The following is a 26,478-nucleotide window of genomic DNA, read 5'->3' on the forward strand; positions in this document are numbered from 1 at the left end:
CGCGGTGAACGATCGCCGCGGCTGCTATTGCGACGACGAGGCGCGCTTCAGGGTTTCGGACGGCAATTCGCCGTGGAGCCGCAGATAATCGGCGGCAAAGCGGCCGATATTCTGGAAGCCGCAACGGAAGGCGACGCCGGTGACACTGGTGGTTTCCACCGGAGAGCGCAGAAATTCCGCGGCCCGTTGCAATCGTACGCGCTTGGCGAATTGAGCCGGAGATCCCTTGCCGGCCCGCGCGAATTCGCGAAACACGGTACGAACGCCGACATTGGCGACTTCAGCGATTTCGTCGAGATCGATCGGCCGGCTCCAATTGGCCTCGATGAAGGCCTCGATCTTGTCGACGACGCTGCGTCCTGCGCTGCGCGGTTCACGCCTGAGCAGGTCCGAGAAGTTGTGCTCATGGCCGAGAAGAAATCTGACGACGAGGTCGCGCTCGAGCTCGGCTCGGGCAAGCGGCGAGTATTGATCCGCAAACGTCTCCAGCTCCTCGGCGAGATGGAATACCTGTCGCCGGAAGAGCGACATGCTGGAGGGATTCGGATCGGATTCGGACAGTTCGAGCCGTCGGTCGCTTGCGTCGCCGGCGAGGGCCTTCATGGTGTGTTCGAGCGCCAGTGTGTCGATGCGCAGAACCAATTGCCGATAGTCTTCGCCAAATTGAAGTCGCAGCCTTGAGTTTCCGGAGACGATGGGTGTCCAGGCACCGATCGCGCCGCCTCCGCGCGACGTCGTGAAGCTGGCGCGGCCCTGGATGGAGAAGAATTGCCTGACGAAGCTCGCCTCGGGAAAACTCACCGTGACTGGAGCATCATAAGAGCAGAAGCCGAGACCCACGGCCGTCAGCCTGGCGTAGTTGGCGCGGATGCCGAAGTTTCCGCTTCCCTTGTCGAAGCCGTCCGCGCCGTAGACGCTGAACAGGCGGTCGCGCGCAAGCTCGCTGTCGTGCGAATGCACGGCCGCATACTTGTCCAGATAAGTGACGTCCCTTGAACCCGGCAAACGAAGCACCCGAAGCTACGCGCGCAAATCTACGGATTCGCTCAGGCAGTGCCACCAATCTCGAATTGCATTCGCCAAGTCATGCGTCGCATCGCTCGATGCCAGCAGCAAATGTTGACGGTGCTCCGATCGTATGAGGTGCACCGCGCGCTTTTGGCGCATATCGAAAATCGGCAAATCGCTGCAGGCGCGGCGCCATTCCTGGCCGTTCGGCCGTTATGGAATCAATTGCCCGGCTGGAACGTGCAATCCGCGCCGCTGCCGTCCTTCTGCCTGATCGCATTGGGGTCGATGGTGCAGCTCAGCTTGCTCAGGCTCTCGAAATTCGATCCGGCCGCACCGTCGGCGGGAATTCCCGCCAGGGCCTCGGTCGCGAAAATCTCGTTGGCCGTAGACCCGTTCACGGTCTTGACCTTCTTGCCGAAGGTGACCTCGCAATTGCGCAAGGTGATGTCGACATTGCTGGTTCGGCAAACGATCCTGTCCGCGGTTACCACGATCGGCTTCCTGTAGGGGATGTCGGCGTTGGCCGCGAACAGCATCGCCACCGCCTTCTTCTCGGCGCCCGACAGGATCGGCGACAGCGGCGCGATCACACCTGCGAGCGCGAGCGCCGTGGAGCCCGAGATTTTCGTCGGCGCAGTGCCGGATGCCGCCGCGACGGGAGAGGCGCCGGCCACGAGCATGGCACCGGCGAGGCAGGACGACATCGCGCGTCTCATGAGCGTCTCTCCTCGAAGGTCACGGCTTCGTCGCCGCGATGGCACGCCGAGCCTATGACGGATGTCCTATCCAGGGGAAGGCCGCATCGTGGCGGATTTGCCGATGCTGCGAACGACCGCGGTGGCCGCGGCTCCGCTGGATGCCGGTGCGAACAACACGATGCCGGCCGCGTTGGATGGACGCGGCCGGTTATCGATCTGTTGCGCAGGCGAACGATCGCCCGCCTGCGCCAGAGAAAGATCGGCTAGCTGCTCGGCCCTCCCTGAAGTGCCGCGAGAAGCTTCTTGCCATCCGGCACGCCCCAGCCGGTGCAGGCGTCCCATCCCGGGCCCGCCTTGTATTGCCCGCCGAGCAGGCCGTCGGTGTCATTGTTGCCCACCGTGATGTCGCGCAGCACGCCGGCTGGCCCGAACTTCGAATACAGCAGGGCATTGAAATTGCCGGACCGTGCGCCGAGCGAGGCGTTGATCCGGGCGACCAGGCTGGCCCAGAGCGGCGCGGACGCGCTGGTGCCGCCGACAATGCCGAGCTTGCCGCCCGACATCGTCAGATAACCCGTTGCCGGATCGGCATTGGCCGCGACATCAGGGATCGCGCGTCCGGCGAAGTGCCTGGGATTGACCGACTTCGGCACGATGCCCCTCTGCCAGGCCGGGACCGGTGTGATGTCGCTGACGCCGCCGCCGGTGCCGCTTCCCGGTCCGTCGTTCCAGACGGTCTCGGTGATCTGCACCTGCTTCTTGGCGTTGGCGCGCGCATGGAGCGTCGTTCCGCCCACGGCCAGCACGTAGGGACTGGTTGCGGGGAAATTCACATGCGCACGGCCGTCCTGCATCTGCGCTTCCGAGCCGTCGTCGCCGGTCGATACACAGAACGTGATGCCGAGATGGGCGGCCGCAAGGAAGCTGTGGTTGCAATGGTCGATCGCCGCCGGCGACCAGATCACGCCGCTGTTGTTGAAGGCCTGGTTCTCGTCCCAGCCCCAGCTGATCGAGACGACGGAAGGATCGTTGACGGAATCGCTGACGACCTTGGCGAGGCAATCGACCAGACCCTTCTCGTCGAAGGTCGAGAAATAGGTAGCGATCTTGGCGCCGCCACCGAGCGCGCCGGCGACGTCGACGTCCAGCATCACCTCACCGGTCGAATCCGGATCACCGGCCGGATCGGTCGAGACACCGTCGACCGCGATGACGGCCACCTCCGGCGCGGGCACGCCGATCTTGGTGAAATAGGCCGCGACGTCAGGCGTCTCGACGCCTCCGCCGAACTCCAGCAGGCCGATGCATTGCTTGCTCGCATCGATCTGGGGGAAGTCGTAGATGGTGCCGAGCTCGGTCGGAACGAACCAGTGCCGTACCGAGCTGGCGAAATCCGGCGCCGCGGCGCGTGCCGAATGGCGCGAGCGGCGCATCACGCGGTGGTTGTTCAGCCCGAACACGCCGGTGATGGCATCGCCGACCTCGGCCGGGACGTGCACCGGGCCGGTGCGGGCGTGGAAATCGCCGAGATGCGGATGGGAATAGTCGAACAGCGTGACGCCGAAGGCGTCGCTGACGTCGTCGACCGTCCCGGCGATCCCGAGCCGCGCGGCGGCGGGCTCGTTGCGGGTGACGACGAGCTTGTGCGCCTTGGCAAAATCCTCGATCGACTTGATGGCCTTGGGATCGGAGCCGTATTTGCTCGCGAGCAGATCGCGCGTCATGTATTTGCGCGCCTTGGGAAGCTTGTTGTCGAGATCGGACAGATCGGGCAGATCGGCTGAGCGCTTGACGCCGAGCGTCAGCTCGATCCAGCGCTGGCCGTTGGTTCGGCGCATCGCCTTCGAGCCTGTCGGCAGTTGATGGACGGAGTTGGGAAGCTCGACCATGTGGGGTGTTGCACTAGGGGACATAGTATTTCCTCCTTGCACGGGTGGTTGACGAACCGGGAATTGGCAATTGCGAACGCGAGTGCTGTGCGTTCGTGGGTTCTGTCTGTTCGAAAGTGTTCAGGTGTTCGAAAATGAATCGTGGTGTGCCGGCAGAAACTACCAGCACGTCAGTATGCCAAACCTAAAATAGTAAGTTTAAGGAATGCATCCTAACAGCGGGATGCTGGCGCGGCAAAGCCGATCGCGCAGTGCGCGTCTCACAATTGCGTCAGATTATCGCAGGCGCGCAGCGTCGATGAGCCAATCGATCTGACGTAGTTGGCGATCCGACTTGCTAGAATCGTCACAATCGCCGCGCGTGCGCGAGCCGGCGTTGCACGCCGGCTGATGTGTCAGGCTGGAGCGTATGGTCCGGCGATTCAGGCGGCCTTCTTTCGCGAGGCGGATGTCTTCTTCTTTGCAGTCTTCTTCGCTGCCTTCCTGGCCGCCTTCCTCTTCGCCGCCTTCTGCGCGATCAGATACGCCTCGACCTTCTTGGAAGAATGGCCGGCGGCAGCGACGGCGGCCTTCAGCCTGGCCGGCGTGATCTTGAACTTCTTCGACCAGTAGCGGACTTCATAGGCCTCGCCGAGCGCGATCCGGCTCTTGTCGGCAGCGCGGTGCTTCTGGAGCTTGATGTAGTCTTCGACCTTCGTTGCGGAATGGCCGACCTTCTTGACCGCATATTTCAGCTTGGCCGGCGTCACCTTGAATTTCTTCGACCAGTAGGCGACTTCGTATCTCTCGGTGAGCGCAATCAGCTTGCGGTCCACTCCGCCCCGCTTGGTCTTGTCGTCGGCCATGCCTCTCTCCTGCCCTGGGATCTGCGTGCGTCCAGTCTAGCATGCAATCCGATTTTGCAGCGCAAGATGACGCGCGCGGGAGGATTTGCGCGGCGCGGGGGTTTTGGCTCGATGGGTCAAATGGTTGTGGTGCGTGACACCGGTGCAGGCCGGCGAGGCCGTTCTACTTTGCATGGGGTTGTTTTCGACCTTTTTTGCCACTCGCGCGTCCGTGACGGAACCTAATCGCGGCTGGTGCGACTTATCCATGACACGGGAAAACACGTGCGAGGCAGTCATGGCAGAGAAGCATACCGCCGATCCGGCAGAGATCATGCGGGCGACCGGTCATCCTGAGCTGGAATATGCCGCCGGCTGGACCATCGCTGGTCTCGTCACCATCGGCACCATCGTCGCCGCCTGGGTGTTCGCGATCTAGGCGACCGGAAACTGCAGCTCGAAGGCGACGCCCTCCTCGGAGGACTTGAGCCTGATCGAGCCGCCATGGCTTGCCATCACCGCGCGCGCGATCGCGAGCCCCATGCCGGTGCCGCCCTCGTCGCGCCGGGTCGTGAAGAACGCGTCAAAGATCCTGTCGCGATTCGGCGCCGAGATCGGCTCGCCGTCATTGCTCACCGTCAGCCGCAGGGTCGTCCGTTCGTCCACCGCCTCCAGCCTGATTGTCCGGGCCTTGTGCCCCATCGCGTTGTCGGCGAGGTGCGACAGCACCATCAGCGCCTTCTCGCCGGACATGCCGATTGCCCGGTCGAGGCTGCCGCTGGCCTCGATGGCGCTCGCCGGAAACCGGCCCCTGAGGTCGGCGATGACGGGCGCAAGCTCGGTGCGCTCGTTCTGCGGCAGGCTTTCGGCGCGGGCGAGCTCCCGCAGCCGCTGCGCCATCGCCTCCAGCCGCTTTGTGTCCGACAGGATGTTGGCGATGAAGGACCGCTGCTCCGATGGCGTCAGGCCTTCGGGCTTGCCCTGAAACGAATCCTGCAACAGCTCGGCCGCGCCCTTGATCGAGGTCAGCGGTGACTTCAGCTCATGGGTGAGGTGGGCCGAGAACGTCGCGATATAGTCCGATCGCCGCGCCAGCTGCTCGGCCATGCCGAGAAAGCTGTGCGAGAGCTGCGCGAACTCGCGTGTGCCGTAATGCCGGAGCGGCTGAAATGCCTCGCGGTCGCCGCGGCTGATTCTGGCGGCACGATTGATCAGCTCGCGCATCGGCAGCGTGATGGTGCGTGAGAATACCAGGCCAATCGCAATCGTGCCGAGGACCACCGCAAGCCCCGCCAGCACGAACTTGGCCCGCTCCTGGTAGAGATGGTCAAAGATGTTGCTCGGGGTCCGCGTGGTGTAGATCACGCCTGCGACGCGGTTGTCGACGATGACTGGCATCGCCGAGAACACGTGCACGCCAAGCCCGCGGCTGAAGGAATAGATCGGTGGCGGCGGCTTGTCCGGCACGCGGTTGCGCAAGGTCGCGCGGTACTGCCCGTGCAGCGCGTCCGCGACTTCCTCGATATGGGCGAGCGATTGCCCGACCTCCTGCCGTCCGGCGATCACCACGCCCTGCGGATCGAGGATGCGAAAGCCGGCCAGCGTCACCTTCTGCGTTTCGCGGATGATCGGCGTCAGCTTTGCCCCGATCTCGACATAGGCCGCCTGCGCCGGCTGGGACGCAGGCAGCGCATCCGCGCGGCGGCGCAAGAGATCGTTGGCGGTGAGATCGAGTGCTGGGCGGATCGGCGTCACGGGGTCGCCGGGGTCAGGCAGCACGTTCGGCGGCACCTCGGCGCCGAGCGTCAGGCCGCTGTCGAGCCTTGCCGTGACCTCCTGCGCGTAGATCGTCGCCAGCACGCGGCTCTGGGCGATCAGCTCGGCCTGGGTCTGGCGGATCAGCTGGTTGTCGTAAAGGCGGAAGAAGAACAGGCCGACCAGCGGCAGCACCGCAACGGTGGCGAGCACCGCGAAGATTACAAGCCCCAGCGACGGCCGCCATTTGTCGGGCGCCGCGCTCATGCCTCTTTCTCGCAGCGGCCGAGCTTGAAGCCGACGCCGTGGATGGTCTCGATCACGTTGTCGCAAGCGAGCGCCGCGAGCTTGGCGCGGATGTTGCGGATGTGGCTGTCGATGGTGCGGTCGGAGACCTGGATATTGAGCTGATAGGCCGCCCGCATCAGCTGCTCTCGGTTGAACATCGAGGTTGGCCGGGCCAGAAACGCGAGCAGGATGCCGAACTCGATCGCGGTCAGCTTCAGCGGCGTGCCGGCAAAGGTTGCGACGTGCTGCTCGGGATCGATCAGCAGGGCGCCTTGCGATAGTGCGGCCGGTCCGGCCTTGGCCTCGCCGTTGCGCGGGCTGAGGCGGCGCAGGATCACATTGACCCGCGCCACCAGCTCGCGCGGGCTGAACGGTTTGGTGACGTAGTCGTCGCCGCCGATCTCGAGGCCGAGGATGCGGTCGATCTCCTCATCGCGCGCCGACAGGAACAGGATCGGGACATCGGAGCCCTTGCGGATCTCGCGGCAGACGTCGAGGCCGTCGAACTCGGGCATGCCGATGTCGAGCACGATCAGGTCGGGCTTGTCGGCGGCAAAGCGGGTCAGCGCCTCCTTGCCGTCGCGCGCCTCGATCACATCCATGCCGGCCTTCTTCAGGGCGACGCGGATGACTTCGCGGATGTGGCCCTCGTCGTCGACAATGAGAATGCGGTGCGCCAAGGAAACTCTCCGCTCACCCGGCCGGCTTGCGGCCGGACTGGCCTCTCGCCTCGGCCTCCAGCCTGCGCTGCAGCCGCCAGCTCCGAAAGCCCCAGGTTCGCCAAGCCATGTCCATGCGCTGAGTTTCTACAAGGCGATCGTGGCATCCAACAAGGGTGCTGTCGGCGCGAATCTGCATCATCCTCTCGATCGCAGGCAGGGCCTGCGGTCCGATCTGCGCGAGATAGCGAGTATCGATCGGCATGCCTCTGCCCGAAACCTCCCGGCTGTGGACGACATTATAGTCGGCGATAAATGCGTCGAAGTTCACCAGCGAGCAGCCATACAGCACGATCGTTAACGCGATTAGATTGGCGCTGACCAGCCACCGGTTGGACCGGTTGAGCACGATCCGGGCGACGATCAGGACCAGCCCCAGCGCGACCAGCCCCATCCAGATGAAGGCAGCGATGCGCCAATAGGTCAGCATATAGATATCGACATAGAGATCGAGCCGGAGGATGGAGGACGCGACCAGCAGGACGTTCTGGCCCACCCAGATGTAGACCAGCGGACGGATTATCGTCGATTTCTCAGCCGGCCCGCCCGGACGCATCGCAACCAGCACGAAAGCGGCGGCGAGCAGGGCGGTTGCGATCAGCGGATAGGCGCCGCGATGGGCGTAGGCAGCATAGGTCATGTCGGCAGGTAGCGTCAGATGGCCCCAGAGATAGAGGCCGTCGAGAATGGACTGTGTCGCGAACAGGAGGTTGAACAGGATCAGCGAACGCAAAATCGTCGATGGTCCCAGAAACTCGGCCGAGACGAGCGGCGGAAGCGGCGGCGGCGCGGGGACATCGTCGACGGCCGCCGTTACGATCGTCCTGCGCCGCCAGCGCACGTGGATGAACGGCCAGACCAGTGCCAGCATCACAGTCCAGAACAGCACGCGCGGGATGCTGATATAGTCGATGATGACCATCGGATTGAGCAGGGACATCCAATGCTCGATCACGGGATTGGCCACGGCGAACAGGGCAACAAAGACTGTGCCCAGCGCCGCCGGCAGCAGCCAGAGTGCGACGCCGCGGGTGAACGCCGACATGTTGAAGATCTGGAGTGCGTCGGGGAAGAACCTGAAGGGACCCAACAGGACGAAGTTGCGCAACGCCCGGAGGCGGTCCACGAGGCCGGTCGTCTCAGGATTGGTCGCGAGCAGCAGGGCCATCAGCAGCGCGGTGATCAGGATCAGAAACGACAGCGGATTGAGCTCTTCGATAGCTGGCGCCAGGCCTGCGACGAGAATGGCTGCGCCGATCACGGCGCGGCGCCGGTTTAAGGTCGTATGATTGAAGAGCACGGACACGCAAGACGTCACGATCGCGAAGAGTGAAAGCGACAGCCCGATCCGCTCACCATAGAACAACCAGTCGGCGAGCGCGGCCAGCACCAGCGCGAGGCCGACCTTGGCCGGAATCGAGGAGTACCTGGTCGGCCGGATGTCCGCTGCGATCGTCGTAGCAAGGCTCGTCATGTGCAGGTGACCTTTCGTGATGGGTAGCGTCACGAACTTTGGACGGCTCTTGCGCAGAAGCCGGGGCCTTCGTCTGCACGGTTTCAGGAGTCTTTTGCAGTTTTCGTGCAGGCGCGATTTTGCCTCTCGCCCAGCGCAAATCGCCTTGATAGGTGCGAGGCATTCGCCACTCCTCGCACTTGATGCATCATGCAATTCCTCCGTCGTATCGGCCTTCTCCTGCTCTGGCCTGCCGCACCTCTCGTTGCATTCGCCGCTGCAAACAAGAACGATCCCTATCTGGTCCCGTTGCGCGGCGCCGGAAACCTCGCGCTTGTCGCCGCAAGCCTCCTGCTCGTCGCCGTCCTGCTGCGTCGCGGGCGTTGGCGCAGCATCGCCGGCAAGCTGCTCGTGATGCTCTGGTGCCTCCCGCCGGTGTTGATGGCGGTGGCGCATCTCAGCTTCGAGCTGCGCAAGCACGATGTGCTTAGCGCCAGCGTGACTGAGGCGCGTCAGCTTGGCCCACATTTCATGGTGGGCTATTCGTCGTTCTCGGAGGTCGCGCGTCTGGCCGAACAAGGATTGATCGGCGGCGTCTACGTCACTCGGCACAATATCCGCGGCCGGACGATCGATGTGTTGCGCGCCGAGATTGCGGCGCTTCAGGAGAAGCGACGCGCCGCCGGCCTGCCGCCGCTCATCGTCGCCGCGGATCAGGAGGGGGGAATCGTCGGGCACCTCGCGCCGCCGCTGACAAAAGTGCCGGCGCTGGCGACGCTCGCCGGGCTTCCTCCGGATGAGCAGCAATCCAAGGCGGCGGAGTTCGGCCGCATCCATGGCCGCGAGCTCGCCGGCCTGGGCGTCAATCTCAATCTCGCGCCGGTGCTCGATCTCAAACCGCCGCAGCGACGCAACCGCCTCGACTTCCACACGCTGATCGGCCAACGCGCGATTGCCACCGATCCCGCTGTCGTCAGTACCATCGCCTCGGCTTACGTGCAGGGGCTGGAGGAGTCAGGCGTTGGCGCGACGCTCAAGCATTTTCCAGGCATCGGCCGCGTGCGCACCGACACGCATCATTTCAGCGCCAGCCTCAATACGCCGATCAGGGAGCTGGAAACCACCGACTGGCTGCCGTTTCGCGAAATTCTGTCGCACTCGCACAGCGCTCTCATGGTCGGCCATATCACGCTGACCGCGGTCGATCCCGACCGCGCCGCTTCGCATTCGAAGCGCGTCGTCGGTGGTATCATCCGCGACAAATGGGGTTATCAGGGCCTGGTGATGACCGACGATCTGGTGATGGGCGCGATCTATCAGCACGATGTCTGCAAGGCCGTGGTGGAATCCATCAATGCCGGCGTCGATCTGCTGCTCGTTGCTTATGACGGTGCGCAATTCTACCGGATCTTTGGATGCGCGCTCGATGGAGCACGGCAGGGCAAGCTCGACGCAGCCATGCTGCGTGCGAGCGCGATGCGGCGGGGCAAGCCTGTGTCAACGGAGCAGGCGCGGGCCGCCTCGCACGCCATCAGCCTGGCCGACCAGCCTTTTGCGAACTGACGCTCGCTGCGAACTAGCGTTTCTGATTGAGACGTGTTGCGATGCTAAGGCGTGATCGCTCCGCGGCTGACGGCGCGCGGGGCGGTCAGCTCCTTCCAGGTGGAATTGGCGACGTGCACCGGTGAGAAGGCCGGCCGCTCGACATAATGTCCGTCGCCCGCCTCGGCGCGCAGATCGCCTTCCCTCCAGACGATACGGCCGCGCGAGAGCGTTGCTGCGGACCCGCCGGTGCAGGCAAAACCCTCGAACACATTGTAGTCGATCCGGCTCATTTGCCGTTTTGCGCTTATGGTTTTGCTCGCGTTGGGATCCCACACCACGAGATCGGCGTCGGAGCCGGCGGCGACCGCGCCCTTGCGCGGATAGATGTTGAGGATGCGGGCGATGTTTGCCGAAGTCACCGCGACGAACTCTTCCTTGGTCAGCCTCCCCGTGGCGACGCCTGCGGTCCATAGCAGCGCCAGGCGATCCTCCAGCCCGCCGGTGCCGTTCGGGATCTTTCTGAAGTCACCGAGCCCGAACCGCTTCTGCTCGGTGGTGAAGGCGCAATGGTCGGTCGCGACCACTTGCAGCGAGCCGGCTTGCAGGCCCGCCCACAGGCTGTCCTGATGCGTCTTGTCGCGGAATGGCGGCGACATCACGCGTTGCGCGGAATGATTCCAGTCCTTGTTCTGATATTCGCCGGCGTCGAGCAGCAGATGCTGGATCAGCGGCTCGCCATAAACGCGTTTTCCCGCGGCGCGTGCGCGAGCGATCGCCTCGTGCGCCTCGCGGCAGCTGGTGTGTACGATGTAGACCGGCGTACCCGTCATGTCGGCGATCATGATGGCGCGATTGGTGGCTTCGCCCTCGACTTCCGGCGGTCGTGAATAAGCGTGGCCTTCGGGCCCGGTGACGCCGCGCGCGATCAGCGCCTCCTGCATCAAAGCGACGACGTCGCCATTTTCCGCATGCACCACCGGCATCGCGCCGAGATGGGCGCAGCGCGCAAAGGAGTTGTAGAGCTCGTCGTCGTTCACCATCAGCGCGCCCTTGTAGGCCATGAAGTGCTTGAAGGTGTTGATGCCGTAGGTTTTGACCACGGTCTCCATCTCGTCATAGATCTGCTTCGACCACGACGTCACCGCCATGTGGAAGCCGTAGTCGGTCGCCGCCTTCTCGGATCTGTGCCGCCATTCCTGATAGGCCGCGAGCATCGACTGGCCGGGATCGGGCAGGCAGAAATCCACCACCATGGTGGTGCCGCCGCTCAGCGCCGCCTTGGTGCCGGATTCGAAATCGTCGGCGGTGACGGTGCCCATGAACGGCATTTCGAGATGGGTGTGCGGATCGATGCCGCCTGGAATGACATAGGCGCCGCCGGCGTCGATGATCTCCGCTCCCGTGGGCGCAGCGATCGCTGCGCCGATCGCGACGATGGTTTCGCTTTCGATCAACACGTCTGCACGGCGCGAATGATCATGATTGACGATGGTGCCGCCGCGGATGAGGAGGGACATGGGAGCTCCGAGGGAGAGGGGAGAGGATCGTGCGCGGCGAAAGCTAAGCGCCCCGGTCGCGATGTGACAGGCGAAATTTTAGTCAGCCGCCGTTCGTGGCGCGCTCTTGGCCGCTAGGGCCGCCCGCGCGATCAATCCGTCGATCATCGCACGTACGAGGCCCGCGATCTCCTTGCGCAGCGCCGGCAGCGGCACGGCGACAAGTTTCTGCTCAAGCCCGAGCGCGACCATGCCGTGCACCGCTGAAAACAGGCTGCGCGCGGTGATGCCGAGCTCCTCCGCACCTCGTTCTGGAAACAGTGCGGCAAGCGGCACGTAGATGTGCCTGAACAGCTGCATCTGGTCCTCGATCGACCAGTCGGGGACGATCTTGTCGGCCTCCATGCGATGTTCGAACAGCGCACGCCAGAGCTGAAGATTTTCCGCGGCGAAATCGCAATAGGCAATCGCAATGCGGACCAGGGTCTCCTGCGGCGAGTGGGGGCCGGTGCTTTCCGCCGCACTCAGCGCTGCATCGAGCCGGAGCAGCGTGCGCGAGCCGACACGCAGGATCAGCTCGTCCACGTCGGCGACGAGATTATAGACAGCGCCATTCGCGCAACCGATCTCGCGGGCGAGATCGCGGGTCTTCAGGCCCGTCAATCCGCGGTTGGCGATCATCCGCTCGGCGGCCAGGATCAGGTCGCTGCGAAGTTTCTCTCGACGTTCCAAGGCTTTAGTCATTTGTTAACCAAAATCGTGAGCGTCGCTCAAATTGTTCTTGAGCGACGCTCAAGATGTGCTACAAAGCATCTGTGAGCAATGCTCATAACAGGGAGCCGCCAATGTTCAAGACCGTAATCACACTTTTCCGCGGTAGCGTGGCCGCCGCCGGCGAGGAGCTGGAGGACCGGACGGCCCTGCTGATCCTCGATCAGCAGATGCGCGATGCGGCCGCAGCCGTCGAGCGCAGCAAGCGGACGCTGGCCCTGGCGATCGCGCAGGACCAGCAGGAGGGCCGCAAGCTCGAGGCGACGGTGGCCCGCATCGCCGATCTTGAGACCCGCGCGGTCGCAGCGCTCGACGGTGGCCGCGAGGATCTCGCCAAGGACGCGGCCGAAGCCATCGCCGGCCTGGAGGCAGATCGCGATGCGGCGCTGACGGCGCGCGCGCTGTTCGCCACCGAGATCGCCCGGCTGAAGCGCCATGTCGCGAGCGCGCAGGCCCGCATCACCGAGCTCGATCGCGGCCGCCGTGTCGCCCGCGCCTCGGAAGCGGTGCGTTCGCTTCGCCGCAGCGGCATCGAGGCAGCGCGTCCTTACGAATCCACGTTGCCGGAGGCGGAGAGCACTTTGAGGCGGCTGCGCGAGCGGCAGATGGAAGCCCAGGCCGCCGATGACGCACTGGTCGAGCTCGATGCGGCCACCGGTCCGCTCGCCACCGCCGAAAGACTCGCCGAGCAGGGCTTTGGCCCCCGGCTCAAGACGACCGCGGACGACGTGCTGGCGCGGTTGAAGTCCAAGCGCATGCCGACTGCCTGATCCCGAACCCGATCTCTCAAACCCCATCATTATTCGAGCCAACAGGAGACCATCATGAACCAGAACGGCCAACCTCATAGCGGCGCCTGGGTGACCTTCACTTACGCGTCCTTCGCAGCCTCCGCCTTCCTCGTCGCCATCGGCATCTTCTTCCTGCCGATCGATCTCTGGATGAAGGGTTATCTCACCATGGGCATCGTGATGCTGATCCAGACCTGCGTCACCCTGACCAAGACCGTGCGCGACAACCACGAGAGCGGTCGCCTGGTGAACCGCATCGAGGATGCCAAGGCCGAGCGGCTGCTGATGGAAGTCTCCAAGGCGGCTTGAGAGGACGGCTTGAGGCGAGAACGCAGGGTAACGAGCTGCAACCGGCTCGGGGCGGCGGATGCGGAAGCATCCGCCGCTTCAGGCCATTTGCAGCGATCGCGGCAACATAATCTTTACCCTGCAAGCGTCCCAAAAATGGTGCTCATCGCTCCTTAAACGCTTTGCGCGAAGAACCGTCCCGATCACAGGCGGGCGAGCATGGCAGATCTCGGAACCGAACGAAGCTGGCACCACTTGCGCGAGGCCGCCAGGCGGATGCGCGGCCATGCGGCGTTCTGGTTCAAGGCATTCGCTCAGCCGACCATCGATCTTGCCTTGCGCACCCACCCCGGGCACGTGACCCGCATCGTCGAGAGTCCCGGCCTGTCGTTGTCGCAGGGTGAACTGGACCGCCTGGTTGCGCAGCTCCGCACCGTCGCAGCCAAGACGCTGCCGGCCGATGAATTGACCTATGGCATCTTCTCCGGCGAACGCGAGCGCCTGTCCCGCGCCATCGTCACGTTGATCTCGGAGGAGGACAGCGGGCGCCCGATCGCGTTCAACGCACTGTCGGTGATGCGGGTCGAGCTCGACGGCGCGCCCGCCGACGTCACCCATCTCGGGCTCGTGATGGTCGATCCCGATGCGCGCGGGCAGGGGCTGTCCTGGGTGCTCTACGGCCTGACCACGCTGGTGCTGTTCCTGCGCGACGGCCTGCGCCCGCGCTGGATCTCCAACGTCACCCAGGTGCCCAGCGTGGTCGGCATGGTCAGCGAGACTTTTTCCGACGTCTATCCATCGCCGCGCGCGGAAGCGCGTCAGAGTTTTGCCCATCTTCAACTCGCCCGCGGTATCATGCGGCTGCACCGCAGCGTGTTTGGCGTCGGCGATGAGGCGGGATTCGACGAGGGCCGCTCCGTCATCACGGATGCCTATACCGGCGGCTCCGATGCGCTGAAAAAGACGTTTAACGAGGCGCCGAAGCATCGCGATCCGCAATATGGCGAGTTCTGTGCCCGCGAGCTCAACTACGATCGCGGCGACGATGTCCTCCAGATCGGCCGCGTCGATCTTGCGGCCGCACGCGCCTATTTGTTCGAGCAAGTGCCGCACGGCTCGCTGCCCGGCCTGTTGGTTGCCTCGCTGTTCCTGGGGCTGCAACGGCTGGTGTTGCCGGTCATGCACTGGCTCGACGATGACAGGACGTTTGGCACGCTGCGGCCACGGCGGGGGCGCGGCTGATGACATCTGTCGTGATTGCCAATGCAATCGTCAATGTCTGCGGCGTCATCGGGCTCATCGTCGCGATGCTCGCGCTCCACCGGCGCGATGCACGGAGCCCGTTGACCAGACGCTTCCTGATCGCGCTCGGCATCGTCGCGCTGCTGTTTCTGGTGCGAAGCGTGGCGTGGTTGACCGGAAGCAGCCTGCTCGACGACCTCTCGGTGATCCCCGCCGCCGCCATTCCCTTCGGCGCGCTGATCGTGACCGAGGGGATGCTGCGGCGGCACGCGCCCCGCGCCGTCAAGCTTGCCGTGATGGTTGGCGCAGCCGTGCTTGGCGTCGGCGGTGCCCTGGGGCTCGAACGCTTCGACACGCCCTATGCCGTCGCGCTCGCGCTGTTTCAGCTCGGCGGCTTCGCGGCTTGCGCGTTCCTGCTCGCGACCCGCGACCGCCAGTCGCTGATGGCCTCGGAGAACCGGGGCATCGATCGCATGACTATCGGCGCCGTTATCGTGTTGCCCTTCATCGTCACCGATTTCGGAGCGTTGATGCCGGACATGCCGGTCAAGCTGGGCGCGCTTGGCGCACTGCTCGTGGTCACCGCCATGTTGATCGCCGGCAGCAGCGGGGAAGCACGCTGGCACGCGGTGCTGCTCACGGTGCTCCGGCTGGTGAGCTCGGCGTTGCTCGGGCTCGCCGCGGCCTTCGTGGCCCCTGACGTCGATGCGGCGCAAATTGCGCGCTTCTGCGCCATCGCCGTGTCAGGCGTTCTGGCGATCGGCCTTATGACCGATACCTTGAGATCTTACCTCGAATCCCGCGCGCCGGGCGTGCTGAGCTCGGTCGCGATCTCGCCGGCGACGACACGCGACCAACTCATCGCGGAGCTGTTGCGTCACCCGCTGTTCGAGAGCGCGAGGCGGTATCGCGAGGACGATCTCGCGGCTTACGATCCGCTCCTGCTGCGTCACCGTCTCATGAGCCATCGCGTGCTGCGGCGCGCCGATGCGCCGTGGGGGCATCCGTCGATCGATCCGGCGGTGGAGCGGCTGGTGTCGCTGCTGGCCGCGGGCAATGCGACACATCTCGTCGTGCTCTCATCCGACCCGGTCGATCTTCTGGCACTCGCGGTTCCCGTGACGTCGGCCGATCCCGCCACCGAGACGGCGATCGCCCTGGTGCAGCGCATCCTGATCATGACGGATGATGTCCCGCCTCGGGCGATGATGGCCTGATGTATTGTCGAGGTCGAGGTCTGGTCCTTCGGACCATCCCGGAATGACGGATCACACATTGAGATTCGAACGCAAGTGCGATATGGCTCTCGCGCTTTCAAAGGCGGAGACGAGCTTTGTCGAAACAATCCCTGCGTGAAGAGGCTGAGCGCCTGATCCGCGAATCGATGGAAAAGAAGACCATTGTCGTGAAGCAGGGCTCGACCCGCATTGAGGCCGTTTGCGGCAAATGCGGCGCGCCAAACCGGGTCCAGGCGGAAAAAGGCCAGACCCGCGTCAAGTTCGCCTGCAAGAATTGCGGGCACAAGCAAGAGACGCTGTAGGGCTGACTTCACCTCTCCCCGCCCTTCTGCGGGGAGAGGTCGGATCGCCCTCGGCGATGCGAAGCATCGTCCGACGCGATCCGGGTGAGGGGCATGGCACTGGGGCGCCGCGATAAAAGTCTCGCCAGCTCCACCGCCGCGCTCTGCGAGATCCCTTGAATAATTTCAAACCGCAATTGCGGAGGCAGCCCCTCACCCCACCCTCTCCCCGTAAGAACGGGGCGAGGGAGTGAGAGAGCGGTGCTTGCCTACTCCCCCTCCACAAATTTCCTAAACGCATCCGCATAATCCGGGTGCCAGCGCGACAGCGGTGGGCGGTTCTCGACGATGTCGCCGGCGGCCCAGAGCATGCGCTTCTCGTCGAGCGCGCGCGGCACGTCGTTGTCGGGGCAGAGAATGTAGAAATCGCCGGCCTCGAGCCGCGTCAGCATGAACTCCACCGTCTGCTCCGGCGTCCATGCGCCGGCCGGCTTTTCAGTGCGGCCCTTCGCGGTGAGTCTCGTGAACACGAAGCCGGGAATCAGCAGATGTGCCGTGACGTGGCAATCCCTGGTGTTGCGTAGCTCGTGCTGCAGCGCTTCCGTAAAGGCCTTCACGCCGGCCTTGGAGACGTTATAGGCGGGATCGCCGGGCGGGGTGGTGATGCCCTGCTTCGAGCCAGTGTTGATGATGAGGCCGCAACTGCCGCGCGCGATCATGTTGGGGGCGAAGATGCGCGAGCCGTTGATGATGCCCCACATGTTGACGGCGATGATGCGCTGCCAATCGTCGGGTTCGCCGAACAGCGTGCTGCCGGGCTGTATGCCGGCGTTGTTCATGAGCAGGTCTGTGCCGCCGAAATGCGCGCCTACCGCGCGTTCCAGTTCCCTGACGCTCTCTGCCTTGCCGACGTCGACGGCGAAGGTCATGACATGTGTGGCGGGCGCAACAGATAACAGCTTTGTTGCGGCTTCAGTCAGTCGCGCCTCGTCGACATCGGCGATGCATACCTTCATCCCGGCGCGTGCGAAGGCTTCGGCGGCAGCAAATCCGATGCCCGAGGCGCCACCGGTGATCACGGCAACATTGTCTTTGACGATTGCAGGATGCGGCATCGCTGTTCTCCGGGATTGGCTTTTGGTCGAGCTATAACATGGCACTCTCGCGAGCCTGCACAAGTCGGCATGGGAGATCTTCGTCCCGCGCCGCCTTTACGCTCATCCGGCAGCGCTGTATTCTGTTCGACCTAACGATCCCGCCCAGATCGAACCTAATCAATGACCTAACCTAGGGAGTGCAGCCATGGCTGTGTCGCAGGCTATTCCGATCACGCGCCATCCGTTCGCCAACGGCTCCTACAAGCAAATGCTGATCGACGGGAAGTGGGTCGACGCGGCTTCAGGTAAGCGCTTCGAGACCCACAACCCCGCCACCGGCGAACTGCTCGCAACCGTCGCCGAAGGCGACAAGGAAGACGTCGACCGCGCAGTCGCCGCCGCCCGCCGTGCCTTCGAGGGGCCCTGGAGCAAGGTGAAGCCGTTCGAGCGGCAGAACCTGCTGCTCAAGCTCGCCGACCTCGTCGAGAAGAGTTTCGACGAATTGTCGCAGCTCGACACGCTCGATATGGGTGCGCCGCTGAGCCGCACCCGCGCCTATCGCCTGCGCGCCGTCGGCATGCTGCGCTATTACGCCGGCCAGACCACCGCGATGCATGGCGAGACCATCGAGAACTCGCTGCCCGGCGAAATCTTCTCCTACACGCTGAAGGAACCGATCGGTGTCGTCGGTGCCATCATTCCCTGGAACGGCCCACTCACCGCGACGATCTGGAAGATCGGTCCCGCCATCGCGACCGGCTGCACCGTGGTGCTCAAGCCGGCGGAAGAAGCGCCGCTGACCTCGCTGCGCATTGCCGAGCTCGCCATGGAAGCCGGCATTCCGCCCGGCGTCGTCAACGTCGTGCCCGGCTATGGCGAAACCGCGGGCGCCGCGCTCGCCTCGCACCGTGATGTCGACAAGGTCGCTTTCACCGGCTCGCACGTCACGGGTCAGTCGATCATCCGGGCGTCGGCCGGCAACCTCAAGCGCGTCTCGCTCGAGCTCGGCGGCAAGTCGCCGGACATCGTGTTCGCCGATGCCGATCTCGATGCTGCCGTTCCCGGTGCCGCGATGGCGGTGTTTGCCAATTCGGGGCAGATCTGCAGCGCCGGTACGCGCCTGTTCGTCGAGCAGGCGATCTACGAGGAATTCGTCGGCCGCGTCGCCGAGTTCGGCAAGAAGCTGCAGGTCGGCAACGGCCTCGATCCCAACGTTCAGATCGGGCCGCTGGTCTCCGAGCAGCAGCTCGAGCGTGTCACGGGCTATCTCGACATCGGCCAGAAGGAAGGTGCGAAAGCGCTCGCCGGCGGCGGCCGCGTTACTGAAGGCGCGCTGTCGAAGGGGTTCTTCGTCTCGCCGACCGTGTTCGCGGGCGTTCAGGACAACATGCGCATCGCGCAGGAGGAGATCTTTGGTCCTGTCATCTCCGCGATCGCATTCAAGGACATGGACGAGCTGGTCAAGCGCGCCAACAACACCACCTTCGGTCTCGGCTCCGGATTGTGGACGCGCGACGTCACCAAGGCGCATGCGGTTGCGAAGCGCTTGCGTGCCGGCTCGGTGTGGGTGAATTGCTATCAGGCGATGGATCCGGCCGTGCCCTTCGGCGGCTACAAGATGAGCGGCTATGGCCGCGAGTCCGGTAAGCAGCACGTCGAGGAATATCTCAACGTGAAGGCCGTCTGGATCAAGACGGCTTAAGGCCTGTGCTCTCCCGCGTTCCGCGCGAGGGAATATCAGCTTTTAGTGGGGCGGCGCCTTTTCTGGTGGCCGCCCTCGCTATATGCTGCGCATCCTTTCGTACACATCCGGGGTCCCCATGAAATTCGAGGCGTTGTTCAGGCCGTTGCAGGTCGGTCCGTACAAGCTCGCGCATCGCGTCGCGATGGCGCCGCTGACGCGCATGCGCGCCGAGCGCGACAGCTTTTCGCCGCGCCCGCTCAACGCCGAGTATTACGGCCAGCGCGCGACGAAAGGCGGCCTGATCATCGCCGAAGCCTCGCCGGTGCTGTCGCAGGGGCGGGGCAACCCGGCAACGCCGGGCATCTATTCGGACGCGCAAGTCTCCGGCTGGCGCAAGGTGGTCGATGCCGTGCACGCCAAGGGCGGCATCATCTTCCTCCAGCTCTGGCATGTCGGCCGGGTCTCGCACTCATCGTATCATGGCGGCGCAATGCCGGTCTCGGCGTCAGCGATCCCGATCAGGGCCGAAGGCATGAAGGCGATGACGGCGGACGGAAAGCTCGCCGACTACGAGACGCCGCGCGCGCTGGAGACGGACGAGGTCAAGGGTATCGTCGAAGCGTTCCGGCAGGGCGCGAAGAACGCGCTCGCGGCCGGCTTCGATGGCGTGGAGATCCACGGCGCCAACGGCTATCTGCTCGAGCAGTTCTTGCAGTCGCGCAGCAACCAGCGCACCGATCAGTATGGCGGTTCGATCGAGAACCGTACGCGCCTGCTGCTGGAGGTCACGCAGGCCGCGATCGATGTCTGGGGCGCGAACCGCGTTGGCTTACGGTTATCGCCGCATGGCATTGCCAACGATTCCGCTGAGCCCGATCCGATGCCGCTTTACACCCACGTGGTGAAAGCGCTCGACAAGCTCGGCCTTGCTTATCTGCATCTCATCGAGCCGCGCTCCAGCGGCGCGGGCCGTGCCGACGTTCACTGGGAGAACGTGCCGTCGGCGATGGTGCTGTTCCGCCCGCATTACAGCGGCGTGCTGATGACCGCCGGCGGCTTCACCGGCGAGACGGCGAATGCCGCAATTGCCGAGGGCCACGCCGATATCATCGCTTTCGGCCGGATCTTCATCTCCAACCCCGACCTGCCGCGGCGGCTCGAGCGTGATTATCCGATCACGCCGTATAACCGCGCGACATTCTATGGCGGCGAGGAGAAGGGATATACGGATTATCCCGTTTATGACGAGCTGACGCCGGCCTGACCTCTCCCGTCATTCCGGGGCGATGCGCAGCATCGACCCGGAATCCATTTCACGTCCTGGATTGTCGCCTGATGGATTCTCAGATGCGCAATTGCGTATCATAGCTCGCGACTTCGTCGCGCCCCGCAATGACGACGGAGGGACTTTCATGGCCAAAGCCGCAGTCGCCGCAGGAACTGCCACCGGCCAGTGCCTCTGCGGCAAGGTCACCTTCGAGATCGACGTCCCGGCACGCTGGGCCTGGCACGATCATTCCGCCGCCAGCCGCCGCGCCCATGGCGCGGCCTACGCCACCTATGTCGGCAGCTGGAGGAAGCGCTTTCGCATCACCTCGGGCAAGACCGCGCTGACCCGCTACGAGGACAAGGCAACCAAGACCACGCGCAGCTTCTGCTCGCATTGCGGCACGCCGATCGCCTATGAGCGGCCGCGTGGCCCGCACATGGTCAACATCCCTCGTGCGCTGTTCAGGGAGCGTACCGGCCGCCAGCCGCTCTATCACATCGCGATCGAGGAGTTGCAGGAGTGGGCCTATACTGGCGAGCCACTGGTGCCGCTGAAGGGTTTTCCCGGCGTGGTCTGGCAGCGCTCGAAAAAGAAGAAGCGAGCTAGCGGCGAGGACCCGTTTGACCTCGGCCGCGAGGAGGCGCTTTAGCCTTTGCGGCGCGCTTGGATGGAGCTGACGCGGCCTTCCGCGGCGCCGCTTTGCGTCCCGCGGTCTTCGCCGGCATCGTTCCGACAAAGTCGAGCCCGCGCTTGACCCATGTCTTCAGCGCAGCATCGCCCTGGTAGCCTTCCGGTGCGACGCGCACGAAGCCGGTCATGATGCGCCCGCGCATTTCCATCGGGCTCGTGTGCGGCTCCTGCAGCATGTGCGCGTGTGCCGCTGGGCCGACGCGGATCAGCATTCCGCCGCGACCGCTGACGGTGCAGCACATGGTGTTGTTCACCATGAAGCAGAGACCGCCCATCATCTTCTTTTCCACGACAAATCGCTGGCCGGCCAGCAATTTGCGCACCCGTGCGGCGGTGTTCTCGTCATACGCCATCGTGTCCCCCTCAAGGCTCACGCTGAAGCACATGCTCCCAGCTTGTGTGCGCCGGCGCAAGCCTGCCATGACTGCGCTTCCTTGCGTGCCTGCTCCGACTTCGGCCATCATGTCTCCGTCCTTGCGGCAACGTCCGCTCCTGGAGGAAACATGAAGAACAAGATCACCGGTCGTTCCGCCTTTCTCGCGCTGCTCAAGGACGAGGGCATCACCCATCTGTTCGGCAATCCCGGCACCACCGAACTGCCGATCATGCATGCGCTGAAGGACCATCCTGACCTCACCTATGTGATGGCGATGCAGGAGAGCCTGGTGGTCGCGATTGCCGACGGCTACAGCCGCGCCTCCGGCAAGCTCGTTGCCTGCAACGTCCACGTCGCACCGGGGCTCGGGAATGCCATGGGCTCGCTCTACAACGCCCAGTTCACGGGCACGCCGATGATTCTGACCGCAGGCCAGCAGGAGCAGGGCCACGGTCTGTTGGAGCCGGTGCTCTATGGCCCCCTGGTGCGCATGGCCGAGCCGCTGGTGAAATGGGCGGTCGAGGTCACGCGCCTGGAGGACCTGCCGCGCATCGTCCGCCGTGCCGCCAAGGTCGCGATGACTCCGCCAACCGGACCGGTGTTCATCTCGCTGCCTGGCGACATCCTCAACAGCGAAGCCGGCATCGATCTTGGCCGTTCCACCCGCATCGATGCGCGCGCGAAGCCGTCGGACGAAGCGTTGAAGGCACTTGCCGCACGCCTGCTGAAAGCCGAGCGTCCTGTGGTCGTCACCATGGACGAGGTGGTCAAGAGTGATGCGCTCAAAGAGGCCGCCGAGCTCGCCGAGGTGCTGGGAGCGGCCGCTTACCAATCCTCGACGCCCTATGGCTCGCACTTCCTCTCGGAGAGCCCGAGTTTCGTCGGCTCGCTGGCCCGCGTGCAGAAGGTCGCGCGCGATACGCTGGTGCCTTACGATTTGCTGATAGCGCTCGGCGGCGATCCTCTGCGCATGTCGGTCTACAGCGAAATCGATGCGCTGCCGGATGGGCTGGGCATCGTGCAGATCGGCCTCGTTGATTGGGAGATCGCCAAGAACTACGGCGCTGAGATCGCGCTCAAGGCAGAATTGAAGGAAACGCTGCGCGCGCTGATCCCGGTGCTGAAGGAGATGGGTGGTGCGACGCTCGCGAGCCGTGCGAAGCAGCGTCTCGCCGAGCTTGCGCCGAAGAATTGGACTGCGCGGCGCACCGCTCTGATCGAGCAGATCGGCAAGAGCGCCGGTCGCACGCCGATCGATCCCGACTATCTCGTGCTGCAAATGGTCGAGGCCATGCCCGACCATGCCATTCTCGTCGACGAAGGTCTGACCTCCAGCCGCCAGATCACGGCGCTGCGTCCGCATCGCGATCGCTACGGCTATCACGGCCTCGCCTCCGGCGGCATCGGCTGGGGCCTGCCGGCATCCGTCGGCGCCAGCATCGCCAACCCGGATCGTCCCGTCGTCTGCTTCTCCGGCGACGGTAGCGCGATGTATTCGATTCAATCGCTGTGGACGGCGGCGCATCACAAGCTGCCGCTCAGCGTCGTCATCGCCAACAACGGCGGCTACCGCATCATCAAGCAGCGCCTGCTCGCCTTCCATGGCGACGACAATTACGTCGGCATGGATTTTGCCGATCCGCCGGTGGATTTCGCGGGTGTTGCGAAGGCACTCGGCTGCGAAGCGGTCAGGGTCAGCGACCCCCGCGAGCTGAAGGCGACGCTGGCGTCGGCGTTCAACCGGCCTGGGACGAAGCTGATCGAGGTGATGGTGGACGGGAAGGTGTAGCCACATCGTCGTCCTGGCGAAAGCCAGGACCCATACCGCGTGATCTTTCGATTGCGGGGTGGTGCAAATCCCGAACGACCAGTTTTCGCCAAACCACCGCCTGGGGTAATGGGTTCTGGCTTTCGCCAGGACGACACCGGGGCCTACCTTTTCTTCCCCACCCGGTACCCCGCCGCAGGATGCGGCGCATCGAGTCTTGCGCGGCCGTCGCCGAACAGTTTTTCGCGCAGCGTGCCCTTCGCATAGTCCGACTTGTACCGTCCACGCCGGGTCAGCTCCGGCACCAGCATGTCGGCGATGTCCTCGAAATCGCCCGGCGAGATCGCAAACGCGACATTGAGACCGTCGACGTCGGTCTTCTCGAACCAGTCCTCGATCTTGTCGGCGACGCTCTCGGGCGTGCCGACCACGACGGGGCCGGCGCCGCCGATGCCGACATGTTCGATGACGTCGCGCACGGTCCAGACGCGATCGGGATCGCCGCGGGTGACGTTGTCCAGTGCGCTGCGACCGGCGTCGTTCTGGACGTGACGGACCTGCTGGTCGAGCTCATAGCCGGAGAAGTCGATACCGGTCCATCCCGACATCAAAGCGAGCGCCCCTTCCGGATTGATATGCGACCGGTAGTCGGCATATTTCGCCGCCGCTTCAGCTTCGGTGTTGCCGAGGATGATCGTCATCATGTTGAACATGAGGATCTCGGCCGGGTTGCGACCGAGTGCGGCGGCTTCCTGGCGGATCGCGGAGACGCGCGGCGCAATGATTGTCGCCGAAGGTCCCGACATGAACACGCATTCGGCGTGTTTTGCGGCGAACCGCCGGCCGCGCGGTGATGTGCCGGCTTGATAAAGCACCGGCGTGCGTTGCGGCGAGGGCTCGCTCAGATGAATGGTATTGTTGATGCGGTAGTTCGCGCTCTCATGATTGATGCGATGAACTTTTGAGGGATCGGTGAAGATGCCGCGCTTGCGGTCGCGCAGCACGGCGTCATCCTCCCAGCTGCCTTCCCAGAGCTTGTAGACCACCTCCATATATTCGTCGGCGATGTCGTAGCGATCGTCGTGCCCGGTCTGCTTGTCCTTGCCGGCTCCGCGCGCGGCGCTGTCGAGATAGCCGGTGACGACGTTCCAGCCGATCCGCCCCTCGGTGAGATGGTCGAGCGTCGACATCCGGCGTGCGAACGGATAGGGCGGCTCGAAGGAGAGATTGCTGGTGACGCCGAAGCCGAGATTTTTCGTTACGGCAGCCATCGCCGACAGCAGCAGTAGCGGTTCGTTCGACGGCGTCTGTGCTGCATTGCGCAAGGCTGCGTCAGGGCTGTTGCCATAAACGTCGTAGACGCCGAGCACGTCGGCCAGGAACAGCCCGTCGAAACGGCCGCGTTCCAGCGTCTTGGCAAGGTCGATCCAATAAGGCAGGCGGTTATATTCGGCGGTGCGGTCGCGCGGATGGGTCCACAGCCCCGGTGATTGATGTGCGACGCAATTCATCGCAAATGCGTTGAGCCTGATCTGCTTCGCCATGCTGGTCCCCCGGCGCCCTGTACCGCGCGCTCTTCGAATGATAGATGTGCCCCCACTTGGCGACGTTCTTGCATATGGTCTGCACTTGGCAAGACCCAAACTTGGCAAGACCCAAACTTGGCAAGACCAAAACTTGGCAAGGCCAAAACTTGGCAGGCCAAAATCAGCGAGCTCCAACCCTTGGCAAGCCAATCTCAAGAGAGCAAGAACGGAATCCCAAGAGAAACTCGAACAGAATTCCAAGAACTATCCAGTCCCCGCCACTTTCGAAGCCTTGCCCGGGTCGGGTAAGGTCCTTCGTTCCAAAGCTTTGAAAACCGAGCCATGACCAGAGCCGACGCCATCGCCCGCGCCCGGGATGATTTCAAATCCGGTGCGTTCCTCGCTGAACTCGACCGCCGCGTTGCTTATCAGACCGAAAGCCAGAATCCGTCGCGCGGCCCCGAGCTGCGCGCTTATCTGGAACAGGAGATGATGCCGTCCTTTGCCGCGCTCGATTTCACCAGCCGCATCATCGAATCCCCGAGCGGCAAAGCGCCGTTCCTCTTCGCCGAGCATCACGAAAACGCCTCGTCTCCGACCGTCTTGATCTACGGTCATGGCGACGTCGTGGACGGCATGGAAGGCGAGTGGCGTGAGGGCCGTGACCCCTGGCGCACGACTGCGGCGGGCATTCGCCTCTATGGCCGTGGCACTGCCGACAACAAGGGCCAGCACAGCATCAACATGGCAGCGCTCCGCGCGGTGCGCGAGGCCCGCGACGGCAAGCTTGGCTTCAATGCGAAATTCATCGTCGAGATGGGCGAGGAGATCGGCTCGCCTGATCTCGGCAAGGTCTGCGACCTCAACCGCGACGCGCTCAAGGCTGATCTGTTCATGGCATCCGACGGGCCGCGGCTGTCGGCGGATCGGCCCACGCTGTTCCTGGGCTGCCGTGGCGGCATCCGCATCCATCTCGACGTCAATTTGCGCGACGGCGGCCATCATTCCGGCAATTGGGGCGGCGTGCTCGCCAACCCCGCGACCATCCTGGTCAACGCGATCTCGACGCTGGTCGATGGTCACGGCCGGCTCCAACTCGAGGCGCTGAAGCCGCCGCGGCTCACCAACCAGATCCGCAGCTATCTCGCCGATGTGCAGGTGGTGCCGACCGAGGACGAGCCCGCGCTTGCGGAGAACTGGGGCGAGGACGGTCTGTCCGCGGCCGAACGGCTGTATGCCTGGAACACGTTGGAAGTCCTGGCGATGTCGTCGGGCAATATCGGGAAGCCGGCGAACGCCATTCCCGGCCAAGCCAATGCCGTGCTGCAACTGCGTTTCGTGGTCGGGACCAAGGTCGATGGCCTGATTGACGCCGTCCGCGCGCATCTGGTCGAACGCGGCTTTCCGATGGTTGCGGTGCGGGCAGCCCAGAGCTTTGCCGCCTCGCGCACCGATTTCGACAGCCCCTGGATCAAATGGGCGGCTGATTCCGTCCAAAACACCACCGGCAAGGCGCCGGCGGTGCTGCCGAACTTCGGCGGATCGCTGCCGAACGACGTGTTTTCGGAAGTTCTGGGCCTGCCGACGATCTGGGTCCCGCACTCCTATCCCGGCTGCTCCCAGCATGCGCCCAATGAGCACATCCTGCTGCCATTGACCGAAGAAGCCTTGACGGTGATGGCGGGCCTGTTCTGGGATCTCGGGGAATTACCAAAGCCGCTGACCTGAGCCCATTAACCTGAGCTGCGATCCAGCCGAAAGTCACATTCTAATCCGGG

At 64.2% G+C, this 26,478-nt stretch carries 24 protein-coding genes; 12 read left to right on the plus strand and 12 right to left on the minus strand.

Annotation, left to right across the window (positions count from 1 at the left end):
- Positions 1–24 precede the first annotated feature (24 nt).
- From JQ587_RS29125 to JQ587_RS29140, 4 genes are all read right to left on the minus strand, one after another.
- The gene (locus tag JQ587_RS29125) at positions 25–1,005 is read right to left on the minus strand and encodes a helix-turn-helix transcriptional regulator (RefSeq protein WP_212427636.1); all 981 of its coding nucleotides are present in this window, start codon (positions 1,003–1,005) and stop codon (positions 25–27) included.
- A 224-nt stretch (positions 1,006–1,229) separates the two neighbouring features.
- On the minus strand, positions 1,230–1,727 hold the full coding sequence (locus JQ587_RS29130; RefSeq protein WP_249154579.1) for a hypothetical protein: 498 nt from the start codon (positions 1,725–1,727) through the stop codon (positions 1,230–1,232).
- Between the two features lie 245 nt (positions 1,728–1,972).
- On the minus strand, positions 1,973–3,622 hold the full coding sequence (locus tag JQ587_RS29135) for a S53 family peptidase (protein WP_212427637.1): 1,650 nt from the start codon (positions 3,620–3,622) through the stop codon (positions 1,973–1,975).
- A 398-nt stretch (positions 3,623–4,020) separates the two neighbouring features.
- Complete coding sequence (locus JQ587_RS29140) at positions 4,021–4,443, minus strand: DUF3606 domain-containing protein (RefSeq protein WP_212427638.1); 423 nt, start codon at positions 4,441–4,443, stop codon at positions 4,021–4,023.
- A gap of 277 nt (positions 4,444–4,720) precedes the next feature.
- Between JQ587_RS29140 and JQ587_RS29145 the strand changes: the two genes are divergently transcribed.
- Positions 4,721–4,861, plus strand: coding sequence for a hypothetical protein (locus JQ587_RS29145; protein ID WP_007597071.1), 141 nt, complete (start codon positions 4,721–4,723; stop codon positions 4,859–4,861).
- On the opposite strand, the gene JQ587_RS29150 is transcribed toward JQ587_RS29145, so the two are convergent.
- The 3 genes from JQ587_RS29150 to JQ587_RS29160 are packed head-to-tail and all read right to left on the minus strand — an operon-like array spanning position 4,858 to position 8,658.
- Positions 4,858–6,444, minus strand: a complete 1,587-nt coding sequence (locus JQ587_RS29150) for an ATP-binding protein (RefSeq protein WP_212427639.1) — start codon at positions 6,442–6,444, stop codon at positions 4,858–4,860. The two genes, JQ587_RS29145 and JQ587_RS29150, sit on opposite strands and share 4 nt — an antisense overlap.
- Positions 6,441–7,145 carry a response regulator transcription factor gene (locus tag JQ587_RS29155; protein ID WP_212427640.1) on the minus strand — a complete coding sequence of 235 codons (705 nt, stop codon included), beginning with the start codon at positions 7,143–7,145 and terminating at the stop codon, positions 6,441–6,443. Before JQ587_RS29155 ends, JQ587_RS29150 begins: the two co-directional genes overlap by 4 nt.
- A 13-nt stretch (positions 7,146–7,158) precedes the next feature.
- Positions 7,159–8,658, minus strand: a complete 1,500-nt coding sequence (locus JQ587_RS29160) for a DUF4153 domain-containing protein (RefSeq protein ID WP_212427641.1) — start codon at positions 8,656–8,658, stop codon at positions 7,159–7,161.
- A 189-nt stretch (positions 8,659–8,847) separates the two neighbouring features.
- Here JQ587_RS29160 and JQ587_RS29165 point away from each other — a divergent pair, with 189 nt between their 5' ends.
- Complete coding sequence (locus JQ587_RS29165) at positions 8,848–10,200, plus strand: glycoside hydrolase family 3 N-terminal domain-containing protein (protein ID WP_212427642.1); 1,353 nt, start codon at positions 8,848–8,850, stop codon at positions 10,198–10,200.
- A gap of 44 nt (positions 10,201–10,244) precedes the next feature.
- On the opposite strand, the gene hydA is transcribed toward JQ587_RS29165, so the two are convergent.
- Together hydA and JQ587_RS29175 are read right to left on the minus strand one after the other, a co-directional pair.
- Entirely contained in the window at positions 10,245–11,699 is a 1,455-nt protein-coding gene (hydA, locus tag JQ587_RS29170) for a dihydropyrimidinase (protein WP_212427643.1), read from the minus strand.
- Positions 11,700–11,777: 78 nt separating this feature from the next.
- Positions 11,778–12,422, minus strand: a complete 645-nt coding sequence (locus tag JQ587_RS29175; protein WP_212427644.1) for a TetR/AcrR family transcriptional regulator — start codon at positions 12,420–12,422, stop codon at positions 11,778–11,780.
- Positions 12,423–12,523: 101 nt separating this feature from the next.
- On the opposite strand from JQ587_RS29175, the gene JQ587_RS29180 reads away from it, so the two are divergent.
- From JQ587_RS29180 to JQ587_RS29200, 5 genes are all read left to right on the plus strand, one after another.
- On the plus strand, positions 12,524–13,219 hold the full coding sequence (locus tag JQ587_RS29180; RefSeq protein WP_212297204.1) for a PspA/IM30 family protein: 696 nt from the start codon (positions 12,524–12,526) through the stop codon (positions 13,217–13,219).
- Positions 13,220–13,273: 54 nt separating this feature from the next.
- Positions 13,274–13,549 (plus strand): YiaA/YiaB family inner membrane protein, encoded by a 276-nt coding sequence (locus JQ587_RS29185; protein WP_195800661.1) that lies wholly within the window; start codon positions 13,274–13,276, stop codon positions 13,547–13,549.
- Between the two features lie 198 nt (positions 13,550–13,747).
- Entirely contained in the window at positions 13,748–14,770 is a 1,023-nt protein-coding gene (locus tag JQ587_RS29190) for a GNAT family N-acetyltransferase (RefSeq protein WP_212427645.1), read from the plus strand.
- A complete protein-coding gene (locus JQ587_RS29195; protein ID WP_212427646.1) occupies positions 14,770–15,987 on the plus strand; it encodes a hypothetical protein in 1,218 nt (405 codons plus the stop codon). Before JQ587_RS29190 ends, JQ587_RS29195 begins: the two co-directional genes overlap by 1 nt.
- 116 nt (positions 15,988–16,103) lie before the next feature.
- Entirely contained in the window at positions 16,104–16,310 is a 207-nt protein-coding gene (locus tag JQ587_RS29200; RefSeq protein WP_018648496.1) for a hypothetical protein, read from the plus strand.
- Positions 16,311–16,558: 248 nt separating this feature from the next.
- Here the strand turns inward: JQ587_RS29200 and JQ587_RS29205 are convergent, their stop codons facing one another.
- On the minus strand, positions 16,559–17,404 hold the full coding sequence (locus tag JQ587_RS29205; protein ID WP_212427647.1) for an SDR family NAD(P)-dependent oxidoreductase: 846 nt from the start codon (positions 17,402–17,404) through the stop codon (positions 16,559–16,561).
- A gap of 187 nt (positions 17,405–17,591) precedes the next feature.
- Here JQ587_RS29205 and JQ587_RS29210 point away from each other — a divergent pair, with 187 nt between their 5' ends.
- The 3 genes from JQ587_RS29210 to JQ587_RS29220 all read left to right on the plus strand — a co-directional run bounded on the left by JQ587_RS29210 (position 17,592) and on the right by JQ587_RS29220 (position 20,989).
- Positions 17,592–19,088, plus strand: coding sequence for an aldehyde dehydrogenase family protein (locus JQ587_RS29210; protein WP_212427648.1), 1,497 nt, complete (start codon positions 17,592–17,594; stop codon positions 19,086–19,088).
- A 118-nt stretch (positions 19,089–19,206) separates the two neighbouring features.
- The gene (locus JQ587_RS29215) at positions 19,207–20,334 is read left to right on the plus strand and encodes an alkene reductase (protein WP_212297199.1); all 1,128 of its coding nucleotides are present in this window, start codon (positions 19,207–19,209) and stop codon (positions 20,332–20,334) included.
- Positions 20,335–20,482: 148 nt separating this feature from the next.
- Complete coding sequence (locus JQ587_RS29220) at positions 20,483–20,989, plus strand: GFA family protein (RefSeq protein WP_212297198.1); 507 nt, start codon at positions 20,483–20,485, stop codon at positions 20,987–20,989.
- Here the strand turns inward: JQ587_RS29220 and JQ587_RS29225 are convergent.
- The gene (locus JQ587_RS29225; protein WP_249154580.1) at positions 20,943–21,599 is read right to left on the minus strand and encodes a TfoX/Sxy family protein; all 657 of its coding nucleotides are present in this window, start codon (positions 21,597–21,599) and stop codon (positions 20,943–20,945) included. The two genes, JQ587_RS29220 and JQ587_RS29225, sit on opposite strands and share 47 nt — an antisense overlap.
- On the opposite strand from JQ587_RS29225, the gene JQ587_RS29230 reads away from it, so the two are divergent.
- Positions 21,534–23,195, plus strand: coding sequence for a thiamine pyrophosphate-binding protein (locus JQ587_RS29230; RefSeq protein WP_212427649.1), 1,662 nt, complete (start codon positions 21,534–21,536; stop codon positions 23,193–23,195). The genes JQ587_RS29225 and JQ587_RS29230 overlap by 66 nt on opposite strands.
- A 143-nt stretch (positions 23,196–23,338) precedes the next feature.
- Here JQ587_RS29230 and JQ587_RS29235 read toward each other — a convergent pair whose 3' ends face one another.
- The gene (locus JQ587_RS29235) at positions 23,339–24,718 is read right to left on the minus strand and encodes an LLM class flavin-dependent oxidoreductase (RefSeq protein ID WP_212427650.1); all 1,380 of its coding nucleotides are present in this window, start codon (positions 24,716–24,718) and stop codon (positions 23,339–23,341) included.
- Positions 24,719–25,042: 324 nt separating this feature from the next.
- On the opposite strand from JQ587_RS29235, the gene JQ587_RS29240 reads away from it, so the two are divergent.
- Positions 25,043–26,428: a M20 family metallopeptidase gene (locus JQ587_RS29240; RefSeq protein ID WP_212297195.1), complete on the plus strand. Its 1,386-nt coding sequence runs from the start codon at positions 25,043–25,045 to the stop codon at positions 26,426–26,428.
- Positions 26,429–26,478 lie beyond the last annotated feature (50 nt).

It is taken from the genome of Bradyrhizobium manausense (assembly GCF_018130615.1).
In the GTDB taxonomy this organism is placed as follows: Bacteria; Pseudomonadota; Alphaproteobacteria; order Rhizobiales; family Xanthobacteraceae; genus Bradyrhizobium; species Bradyrhizobium manausense_A.